Source organism: Gemmatimonadota bacterium (genome assembly GCA_016209965.1).
Classification (GTDB): domain Bacteria; phylum Gemmatimonadota; class Gemmatimonadetes; order Longimicrobiales; family RSA9; genus JACQVE01.
On record JACQVE010000129.1, the window covers coordinates 1 to 9685 of the forward strand.

At 69.3% G+C, this 9685-nt stretch carries 10 protein-coding genes and 1 pseudogene; all 11 read right to left on the reverse strand.

Translation table 11 applies throughout. From position 1 onward, the window contains the following. On the reverse strand, positions 1-1926 hold a 1926-nt coding region (locus HY703_05295), incomplete at its 3' end, for a carbon-monoxide dehydrogenase large subunit (protein ID MBI4544585.1). 11 nt (positions 1927-1937) lie between these two features. Next, positions 1938-2408, reverse strand: a complete 471-nt coding sequence (locus HY703_05300; protein ID MBI4544586.1) for a (2Fe-2S)-binding protein — start codon at positions 2406-2408, stop codon at positions 1938-1940. Positions 2409-2410: 2 nt separating this feature from the next. Beyond that, positions 2411-3283 (reverse strand): xanthine dehydrogenase family protein subunit M, encoded by an 873-nt coding sequence (locus tag HY703_05305; GenBank protein ID MBI4544587.1) that lies wholly within the window; start codon positions 3281-3283, stop codon positions 2411-2413. Between the two features lie 86 nt (positions 3284-3369). Then, positions 3370-4020, reverse strand: coding sequence for an SRPBCC family protein (locus HY703_05310; protein ID MBI4544588.1), 651 nt, complete (start codon positions 4018-4020; stop codon positions 3370-3372). Positions 4021-4024: 4 nt separating this feature from the next. Beyond that, positions 4025-5161, reverse strand: coding sequence for a VWA domain-containing protein (locus tag HY703_05315; protein MBI4544589.1), 1137 nt, complete (start codon positions 5159-5161; stop codon positions 4025-4027). Continuing rightward, positions 5158-6057, reverse strand: coding sequence for a MoxR family ATPase (locus HY703_05320; GenBank protein ID MBI4544590.1), 900 nt, complete (start codon positions 6055-6057; stop codon positions 5158-5160). The genes HY703_05315 and HY703_05320 overlap by 4 nt, the downstream gene beginning before the upstream one ends. Further along, positions 6054-7034 (reverse strand): XdhC family protein, encoded by a 981-nt coding sequence (locus tag HY703_05325; GenBank protein MBI4544591.1) that lies wholly within the window; start codon positions 7032-7034, stop codon positions 6054-6056. The genes HY703_05320 and HY703_05325 overlap by 4 nt, the downstream gene beginning before the upstream one ends. Positions 7035-7036: 2 nt before the next feature. Further along, entirely contained in the window at positions 7037-7648 is a 612-nt protein-coding gene (locus tag HY703_05330) for a nucleotidyltransferase family protein (GenBank protein ID MBI4544592.1), read from the reverse strand. Then, a complete protein-coding gene (locus HY703_05335) occupies positions 7638-8726 on the reverse strand; it encodes an XdhC family protein (protein ID MBI4544593.1) in 1089 nt (362 codons plus the stop codon). The genes HY703_05330 and HY703_05335 overlap by 11 nt, the downstream gene beginning before the upstream one ends. 156 nt (positions 8727-8882) lie before the next feature. Continuing rightward, positions 8883-9221, reverse strand: a complete 339-nt coding sequence (locus HY703_05340; GenBank protein ID MBI4544594.1) for a BrnA antitoxin family protein — start codon at positions 9219-9221, stop codon at positions 8883-8885. Continuing rightward, positions 9211-9513 (reverse strand): annotated as a pseudogene (locus tag HY703_05345) (BrnT family toxin). The gene HY703_05340 and the pseudogene HY703_05345 overlap by 11 nt, the downstream one beginning before the upstream one ends. Positions 9514-9685: the final 172 nt, after the last annotated feature.

Consider the following 9685-nt stretch of genomic DNA (forward strand, 5'->3'; position numbering starts at 1 on the left):
GATGTAGCTGCCGAACGGGAAGGTGAGGTTCGGCGGGTCGTAGTAGTCGACCGCCTCGAGCCCCGCCTCCATCCCCTGCGGGTGGTTGGTGTAGGCCGCGAACGCGATCTCCTGGATCGTCTTGGCCTTCTGCGGCGCGCCCTTCACGAAGAACTTCCCCGTCTCCCACTCGAGGTCGTCCTCGCTCACCTCGAGCAGGTGCGCCGCGATCTTCCTGGCCTTGTCGCGGATCTTGCGCGCCGCCATCGCCGCCGCCGCACCCGCCGTGGGCGTCGAGCGGCTGGCGTACGTGCCGAGGCCGTAGGGCGCCGTGTCGGTGTCGCCCTCCTCCACCTCGACGTGCGCCGCGGGGATCCCCAGCTCCTCGGCCACGATCTGGGCGTACGTCGTCTCGTGCCCCTGGCCCTGCGATTTCGTGCCGAACCGCGCGGTCGCCTTGGCCGTCGGGTGGATCCGGATCTCCGCCGAGTCGAACATCTTGATGCCGAGGATGTCGTACGTGTGGGAGGGCCCCGCGCCCACTATCTCGGTGAAGCTCGAAATCCCGATCCCCATCAGTTCCCCGCGCTTCCGCTTTTCGGCCTGCTCCTTCCGGAGATCGGCGTAGCCGATCAGGTCCATCGCCTTCCGGAGCGCGCCCTGGTAATTGCCGCTGTCGTACTCCCAGCCGAGCGGGGACTTGTAGGGGAAGCGGTCGGCCGGGATGAAGTTCTTCATCCGCAGCTCCGCCGGATCCATCTTCAGCTCGTGCGCCAGCACGTCGGTCATCCGCTCGATGGCGTGCACCGCCTCCGTCACCCGGAACGAGCAGCGGTACGCGATGCCGCCCGGCGGCTTGTTAGTGTAGACGCCGTCCACCTCGGCGAAGGCGTGTTGCAGGTCGTACGACCCCGTGCAGATCGAGAACAGCCCGGCCGGGAACTTGGACGGGTTGGCTGCCGCGTCGGCGTAGCCGTGATCGGCCACGGTCCTGATGCGGAGCGCCCTCATGGTACCGTCCTTCTTGGCGCCGATCTCCGCCGTCATGTGGTAGTCGCGCGCGAACGAGTCCGCCTGGAGGTTCTCCATGCGGTCCTCGATCCACTTGATCGGCTTGCCGGTCACGACCGAGGCCGCGATGGCGATCACGTACCCGGGGTAGACCGGCACCTTCCCACCGAACCCGCCGCCGATGTCGGGCGAGATGATCCGGATCTTCTCCTCCGAGAGGCCGACATGCCCCGCCACCAGCGCCACGACCGTGCGGATGGCGTGCGGAGCCTGCGTCGTCATGTAGACCGTGAGCTTGCCGGTGGTCGGATTGAAATCGGCCACGCACCCGCACGTCTCGATGGACGCCACGTGAATGCGCGGCAGGTAGATGTCCTGCTTCACGACCACGTCCGACGAGGCCAGCGCCTTGGCCGTCCCGTCCTTGTCGCCCACCTCCCAGTGGAAGATGCGGTTGTCCTTCTTGTCCTTCTTGTCCGTGCGGAGCACGGGCGCGCCGGGTTCCAGGGCCTTGAAGGGATCGACAACCACGGGAAGCGGATCGTAGTCGACCTCGACCGCCGCCACCCCGTCGGCCGCCGCGTAGCGCGACGTCGCGACCACCGCCGCCACCTCCTGCGCCTGATACATCACCGTGTCGATCGGCAGCACCATCTGCGTATCCGACATCAGGGTCGGCATCCAGTGCAGGTTGTACTGCTCCAGCGTCTTCCCAGTGATTACCGCCGCGACGCCGGGCACCTTCAGGGCCGCGTCCGTATCGATGTTGGTGATCTTGGCGTGGGCGAACGGGCTGCGCACGATGTCCAGATACAGCATGCCGGGGAGCTGGATGTCGTCGACGTACCGCCCCTGTCCCCGGATGAAGCGCGGGTCCTCCTTACGCTTCATCGCGTGCCCCATTCCGCTGACCTCCGCCGATGTCTTGGGCGCCATCGTTCCCTCTCCTACTTGAGGTTGGCGGCCGCGTGCTGCACCGCCTTGACGATGTTCACGTATCCGGTGCACCGGCAGAGATTGCCGGAAATGGCCTGCCGGATCTCGGCCTCACTCGGGTTCGGATTGCGCTGCAGCAACGCGTAGCTCGTCATCATCATGCCGGGCGTGCAGAAGCCGCACTGGAGTCCGTGCTCCTCCCAGAAGCCCTGCTGGATGGGATGCAGGTTGCCGTTCTCGGCCAGGCCTTCGACCGTCTTGACCTGTTTCCTGTCGGCCTGGACCGCGAGGACGGTACAGGACTTGACCGGCTCGCCGTCGAGCAGCACCGTGCACGCGCCGCAGTGCGTGGTGTCGCACCCGATGTGCGTGCCCGTGAGCCCCAGGACGTCGCGCAGGAAGTGCACCAGGAGCAACCGTGACTCGACCGTGGCCTCGTGCGCCGTCCCGTTGATCGTGACGTGGATCGTGTGCTGGGCCATGACTACATCCCTCCCGCGCGTTGGGCGGCCGCGGCCAGCGCCCGGCCCGTCATCACCCGCGCCATCTCGCGTTTGTACTCCACCGATCCCCGCCAGTCCGCCGTGGGCGACGCCGCCCGGGCCGCGAGCCGGGCCGCCTCGGCGAACGTCTTCTCGTCCGGTGCCTTGCCGACGAGGAACTTCTCCGCTTCGGTGCCCTTCAGCGGCACGGGGCCCGCGTTCGTGAGCCCGATCCCCGCAACTTCGATCTTGCCGTTCTTGCCGAGCGTGAGCTGTGCGGCCGCCGCCGCCGTGGCGTAGTCGCCCACCTTGCGCTCCAGCTTCCGGTACGCGCCGCCGGAGCGCGGGGGCGGACTGGGGACGCGGATCTCGGTGAGGATCTCGCTCGGGGCGAGCGCCGTCTCGAACAACCCCTTGAAGAACTCCGTGATGGGGATGGTCCGCTGCCCCTTGGGGCCCACAGCCACGAGCTCTGCACCGAGGGCGAGCATGGTGGCCGGATGGTCGTTCGCGGGATCGCCGTGCGCAAGGTTTCCTCCCACCGTGGCACGATTCCGGACGACCGGATCGGCGATCACGAGCGTGGTGTCCAGCAGGATCGGATACTTTGTGCGGATGAGATCCGACCGCTCGAGCGCCGCCTCGCGGGTGTTCCCGCCGATCTTGAGGTACCCGTCCTCCTCCTTGATGTACTCGAGCCCCGGGATCCGCCCGATGTCCACGAGTTGGGTGGCCCAACCGAGGCGGAGTTTCAGGAGCGGTAGGAGGCTCTGCCCCCCGGACAGCACCTTGGCCTCGTCGCCGTGCTGCTCGAGCAGCGCGATCGCGTCCTCCAGCGATCCGGGAGCATGGTAGTCGAACGCTGCGGGAATCATTTGCGCTCCTTCCGTCTGACGAACCCTTGTCTATCGCGTCCCAGGTTGCGGTGGCGGGATGCCGCGACCTCCGTGAACCGTGTCAACTACCGCGCGAGAAGCAGGTACACGAGGGCGGCGACGACCGCCACGCCGACCCAGAAGATGGGACGGCGCACCAGGCGGCCCACCGCCCGGCTCCCGATTTTGGCGCCGAGCGAGACCACGTCGAGGGCCTCTTCGGGTTCCGGCGGGACCGCCGCGGCCGTGGTTGCACCCTCTACTGCGCCCGCGGGCGCGGCGGCCGGCGGCGCCAGCTCCTGGCGCATCTTCTCGGTGAACGTCTGGAACATCTGATCGCTCACGTCCTCGATCATGCCGCGGCCGAACTGCGCCAGGATGCCGGTGACGTTCACCTCCGAGACGACGGTGACGTCGGTGCCGCCGTTTTTCTCGACGAGCCGACTGGTCATGCGCATGTCGGCGCCGCCCCGACCCCGCACGTCTTGCCCGCGCCCACTCAATTCGGCGGTCCGGGCGCCCGGATCGAGGCGCTCGAACGTGATCTTTCCTTTGTAGCTGGTGGAGACGGGCCCCACCTTGACGGTCATCTTGCCGCCGTACGTGCGCTCGTCGATCTGCTCGGTCACCGAGGCGCCCGGCAGGCACCGCGCCACGCGGTGGGGATCGGTGAGGAAAGCCCACACGGCATCCGGGGGCGCGTCGACCGAAAACTGTTTCTCGATGCGAATGGCCATTGGCTCACGCCGCGAGCAGCCGAACGATGCGTTCCAGCGATTCCAGCGTGTGCGCCGCCGCAAAATGGTCCACGAACGGCAGCGCCGCTTCCATGCCGCGGGCCGTGGGCTCGTAGCGCGAGTCGCCCAGGAGCGGATTCAGCCAGATAACCTGACGGGCGGCGGACTGGATCGCGCGCATTGCCCTGGCGAGCACCGCCGGGTCGCCGCTGTCCAGCCCGTCGCTGAGGATCACCACCGTCGTCGTGTGATCCACCACGCCCGGCACGTAGCGGTCGACGAACTCGGCCAGGCACGCGCCGATCCGCGTGCCCCCCGACCAGTCGGGGGCCGCGGTGGCCAGGCGCTCGAGCGTTCGATGCACTGCGCGCCGCGAGAGCCACGGCGTGACCCGGGTCAGCGCGGTGTTGAACACGAACACATCGGCCCGCCGGATCACCTTGCCCAACGACAGGACGAAGGTGAGGAGAAACTTGGTGTGCGGGTCCATGGATCCGCTAGTATCGCACAGCAGCGCCACGCGGGGGCGCTCGATGGGCCGCGCGCGCCGGGCGAACGTGAGCACCTCGCCCCTCGTCCCGATCGTGTGGCGCAGGCTCCGGCGGAGATCGATCAGCCCGCGGCCGCGGGTGGGTACGAGCCGGCGGCTGCGGCGCGTGGCGAGCCGTAGCGCGAGCCGCGCAATCACGCGGTCCATCTCGACCAGGTCCGTGTCCGTCCAGTGGTCGAACGGCTTGCGGCGCAGGAGCGGCTCAGGGCTGTAGCCGATCTCCTGGCCGCTGCCCGGTGTGAAGTCCTCTCCCTCGTCGCCGGTCTCGCGAAAAGGGGAACGCGCGGGCGCCGCATGCCGCACCGTGCGGCCCTGCACCGACGGCCGGTCTTTCCGGCGATCCACGTCCGGCAGCTCGGCCGGCGCCTCACGCCACCAGGCGTCGAAGAGCGCCGCAAAGGCCGGGCGGTCCGTGGGCTTGATCTTGAGCGCCACCCCGAGCGCGCGCCCGACCTCGGTCCGATCACCCACATCCACCAGGCCCAGTGCCTGGGCGCCGTCCACCTCGTCGGAGAGCCGCACCGCCACGCCTAGATCCCGCAGTGCACCACAGAACCGCGCGAGGTGCCGAACGAGGTCGCGGTCGCTCACCCCACCTCCCCCACCGCCGCGCGCGCTTCCTCCAGGAGCGCGCCGATCGTCTCGCCGTCCACGTCGGCCACGTCGCGTTGGCCCTTGAGGATGCACCCCAGCGTCATCGCCACCGTCTCGGCCTCGAGATGGTCGCCGTGGAGCTGCACCAGTGCCGCGGCCCAATCGATCGTCTCCGCCGCGCCCGGCATCCGGGAGAGCGGCCGGGTGCGGAGCCCCTGCACGAACGCTGCGATCTCGGTGGCCAGCCGCTCGCTCACCCGTGGCACGCGGCTCTTGATGATGCGGACCTCCTTTTCGAGGGTGGGATGCGCCACATACAGGTACAGGCAGCGGCGGCGCAGCGCATCGCCGATCTCGCGCGAGCGGTTGGACGTGAGCACCACGTACGGCACGTGGGTGGCCGAGATCGTCCCCAGCTCGGGGATCGTCACCTGGTAATCGGAGAGCAGCTCGAGGAGGAACGCCTCGAATCCGTCGTCAGCCCGGTCGATCTCGTCGACCAGCAGGACGGGCGGGCCGTCCGGCCGAGTAATGGCCCTGAGCAACGGTCGCTCCAGCAAGAAGTCGCGGCTGAAGATGACGTGCTCCAGCTCCTCGGGGGTGCGGCCGTCCACCTCGACCATCCGCAGCCGCAGCAACTGGCGCTGGTAGTCCCACTCGTAGAGCGCCGTATTGACGTCGAGCCCCTCGTAGCACTGGAGCCGGATCAGCTCTGTGCCGAGTGAGGTAGCCATCACCTTGGCGATCTCGGTCTTCCCCACCCCGGCGTCGCCCTCGATGAGGAGGGGGCGGCGCATGCGCTGCGCGAGATACACCGCCGTGGCGATCTCCGGCTCCGCGATGTAGCCGAGCCGCTCCATGGCGGCCTGCATCTCGGCGATTTCGGTTTTCATGCCCCGCTCTCGGCGGCCGCGACGAACGCCTCCGGCGAGGCGAGGAACCGCGTGCGGCACCCACCACAGCAGAAGTAGTAGTCCCGCCCCGCGAACGCGGCCTGATGCTTCGCGGTGGTGGGATCGACAGTCATGCCGCACACCGGATCTCGGGCTTTCGCCAGCCCGGTCGCGGTAGTAGCGACGTGCTGCGTTGCCGCGTCGCCCGCGGAACGCCGGCGCCGCTGGACGATTTCAGCCATGATGCTCAGGGCGATCTCCTCGGGGGTCTTGGCGCCAATGTCGAGCCCCGCCGGCGTTGCGATCCGGCCGATCGCCTCGGCAGCCGCACCGCCCGCGCGCAGCGCGTCTCGCACCTGGGCGAACCGCTGCCGGCTGGCGATGACGCCGAGGTAGGCGGGGCGCAGGGCGAGGGCGGCCTCGATCGCCTCGACGTCGCGCTCGCCCACGGTCGCCACGACCGCGAAGGCGCCCGGCGGGACGGCGTCCGGGGCGACGTCGGCCGTCACGCGATCGGCGTCGGGGAACCCCTCCCGCTCCGCCTCGGGGTCCACCACGTCCACGGCGTAGCCGAGCACAGCTCCGATGCGGACCAGCGCCCGCGCGGCCGGAGCGATACCGAAGACGACGAGCCGCGGCGCGGGGAGCACCGGCTCGATGTAGAGGTCCACCGTCCCTCCGCTGTGACAGGTCATGGGCAGCAGCGTAACGCCGGGCCGTGGCGCACCCGCACCGTCGGGCGACAGACTGAGGAGCCTGGGCTCGCCGTCAGCGATCGCGCGCAGCGCCTCGCGGAGCACCGTGGGTCGGGTACACGCCCCGCCCACCCATCCGTGGAACTCGCCGCCAGCGGTCACCAGCGCTGTGTCACCCACGTGCGCCGAGCTCGGCGGCTCGCGGCGCACCACCGTGGCCAGCGCGAAGGGCTCCCCTCGCGCCGCCAGCCCGGCGGCCAGTCCCAGCACGTTGCGTCGCACCGCTACCCCGCCGGGAGCCGCGCCCGGATGCGCTCGTAGTCCTCGGCCGTGTCGAGATCGGCGAGCGCTTCCACCGGCCATGACACCGACACGGCCTCCGCGCGATGCCGCTGCACCACGTGCTTGCCGCACCCCACGCCCTCCGCCTCCAGTAGCTCCGCGAACAGCGAGTGGTCGTACAGGATCGGCGGTGCATTGACCCCTCCGTACTCCGACACGACGAGCGGCGCGTTCTCCGTGCGATAGCGTTCGACGAGCGTCCGGACCATCTCGGGTGTCACGAACGGCATGTCTGCGAGCACGATCACCGCCGCCCGGGCGTCGGGCGGGACTTCGGCGATCGCAGTGCGGAGCGAAGTGTGGACGCCCCGGGCGTGGTCGGGGTTCACCGCGCAGCGGCACCTGAGGTCCGCCACCTCGCTCGCCGTCCGCTCGGCGTCGTGGCCCAGCACGACGATGACGGGATCGAGTCCGGCCTCGAGTACGCGACGCACCGTGCGGCGCACGAGCGACTGGCCGTTCAGCTCGAGCAGCAGCTTGTTGCGGCCCAGTCGGGTAGACGAGCCGGCCGCGAGCACGACCGCGGCGACGCGCTCCGAGCGCTCAACCGGCATGGATCGCGGCCTCGCGGTCCCGTAAGTGCCGCGGCGTGCGGCCGGCGCGAACAGCCAGGATCTCCGCCACGATCGCGAGGGCGATCTGTTCCGGCCCGTCGGCGCCCAGGTCCAGGCCTACGGGGCCGAAGACCCGCGGCGCGTCGCCTGCGTCCACGTCCGCCAGGATCTGCTCCGTCCGCGCACGGGGACCGAGGACGCCGACGTACGCTGCCTCCGTCCGGAGGAACGCACGCAACCATTCTCGGTCGTGGCGCAGCGAGTGGTTCTTGACCACGACGTAGGTGTCCGGCCCCGCCGGAAGGCCCGCGGTGCCCTCGTCGGGTGGGCGGCGGACCGTGCGCGTGCCGGTCGGGTAGCGCGCCGGCGCGAGCTGTGCCTCGCGGTGGTCCACTACGGTCACCCGAAAGCCGGTGGGGGCCGCGCACGCGGCGAGCGCCTCGCCGTCGGCGCCGCCCCCGACGACCACGAGGTGCGGTGGCGGCAGCAGAATCTCGACGAACGCCCGCGCCCCGGCCACCTCGCAGGTCGCCGACTGCCCCCCGGTCAGGCACACCGCAGCCTGTGCGCTCAACGCGTCGTCCAACGCATCGTTCCGAGTGGTCCCGGCGCGCCGGCGAGCTGTGGACGTAACGATCACTCCCCCGACGCCGATTGGTCCCTCGACGACGGTGGCGACGGCGATCGGCGCGTCGCCCTCGAGGTACACCGCCAGCGGCTCGAGGAGATGCTGGAAGGGCCCGTGCGTCGCGGGCTGGAGAAAGATGTCCACCGCGCCTTCGCAGCCGAGCCCGAGCCCCCAGACGGTATCGGCGTCGCTTCCGGTTTCGTAGTGCAGGAGCCGAGGCGTTCCCGCGCGCACGATGGCGAGCGCGTGCTCTCGCACGTCGGCCTCGAGGCACCCGCCGGACACCCCGCCGAGCAGCGTTCCGCCGTCGTCGATGAGGAGCTTCGCTCCCGGCCGGCGGTACGCCGAGCCGCCGATGTCCACGACGGTGGCGAGCGCGGCCTCGCGGCCTTCACGACACAGGGCCGCTACGCGATCGACGATTTCCGCTGTCTCACGCCAGTGCTTCACGGGTACTCCGGAGCGCGTTGGAGTCTGGAAAACGACAGTCGCGCCGCTCCAGACGCCCAATGTGCAGTCCGGTTCACCGGCTCGCAACGTCGGCCGCACGGCGCCAAGGGTCTCGCCGATCCCCTTGGGGCTTGGGCCAACTCGGGGTTCAGAACCTTAACTGCGACCGACCGGTGGTGCTTTAGGGTTAGACAGCGCACGCCCGACACCCAGCCGCCTCCACTCTGCCGCGACTCGCTCTGCCAGAAACACTTTCAGCAGAGACTGGTACGGCACATCCCGCTTGTTGGCGAGGACCTTGAGGTCAGCCAACAAGGGAGCCGGCAGGCGCAGCGAAATCGTCTCGGTCGAAGGCTTGAGGTTCGGGAAGGTGACCACCTGAGCGCGCGACCAATCCGCGTACTCGGTCGAGTCGTGAGTCTCCCAGAACTCCCGTTCCTCGGCTTCGGACCGAAACGCAGGAATCGGCTTCAGCGGGCGCTTGGGCTTGGCCATAGATGCGTCGCTCCTTGGTGCTCATGGGCCGGGCTGAGATGACACGTACTCGGGTCCCTCGGACCGTGAAGACCACGGTGAGGTGCCGCTGGGTGTCCGTCTGCCCCAACGCGATGAACCGTGACTCCTGTTGGGAGTGCTTGACGTCCAGGGCGAGCAGAACAGGTCGATTGAGGAGGGTCTCTTCGGCCTCGACTTGACGGACCGCGTGGCGGTGCCAACTCTTATCCGAGTTGCCCTCATCCCACTCGAAGCCCTCCAGTCCAGCGAAAAACTCGTTGAGGACTCCCATGGCATATGTATATCGCGAGGATATACGCTTGTCAAGGTTGGGCTCCAGCCAAGTGCCGGTGGGCTGTGGCGCTGTCTAACGCCCGCGTTCTGCTGCGGCGCGATCATAATAGATGCGGCCAGCGAGCGGAGCGAGCAGGCCGCCTCCGACTTCAACGCGCCGACAGCAGCAA

Excerpts from the sequence above, each read along its gene's own strand:
- HY703_05310 (MBI4544588.1), bottom strand. The coding sequence starts at position 4,020 with ATGGCCATTCGCATCGAGAAACAGTTTTCGGTCGACGCGCCCCCGGAT.
- HY703_05320 (MBI4544590.1), bottom strand. The coding sequence starts at position 6,057 with ATGAAAACCGAAATCGCCGAGATGCAGGCCGCCATGGAGCGGCTCGGC.
- HY703_05330 (MBI4544592.1), bottom strand. The coding sequence starts at position 7,648 with ATGCCGGTTGAGCGCTCGGAGCGCGTCGCCGCGGTCGTGCTCGCGGCC.
- HY703_05300 (MBI4544586.1), bottom strand. The coding sequence starts at position 2,408 with ATGGCCCAGCACACGATCCACGTCACGATCAACGGGACGGCGCACGAG.
- HY703_05305 (MBI4544587.1), bottom strand. The coding sequence starts at position 3,283 with ATGATTCCCGCAGCGTTCGACTACCATGCTCCCGGATCGCTGGAGGAC.
- HY703_05340 (MBI4544594.1), bottom strand. The coding sequence starts at position 9,221 with ATGGCCAAGCCCAAGCGCCCGCTGAAGCCGATTCCTGCGTTTCGGTCC.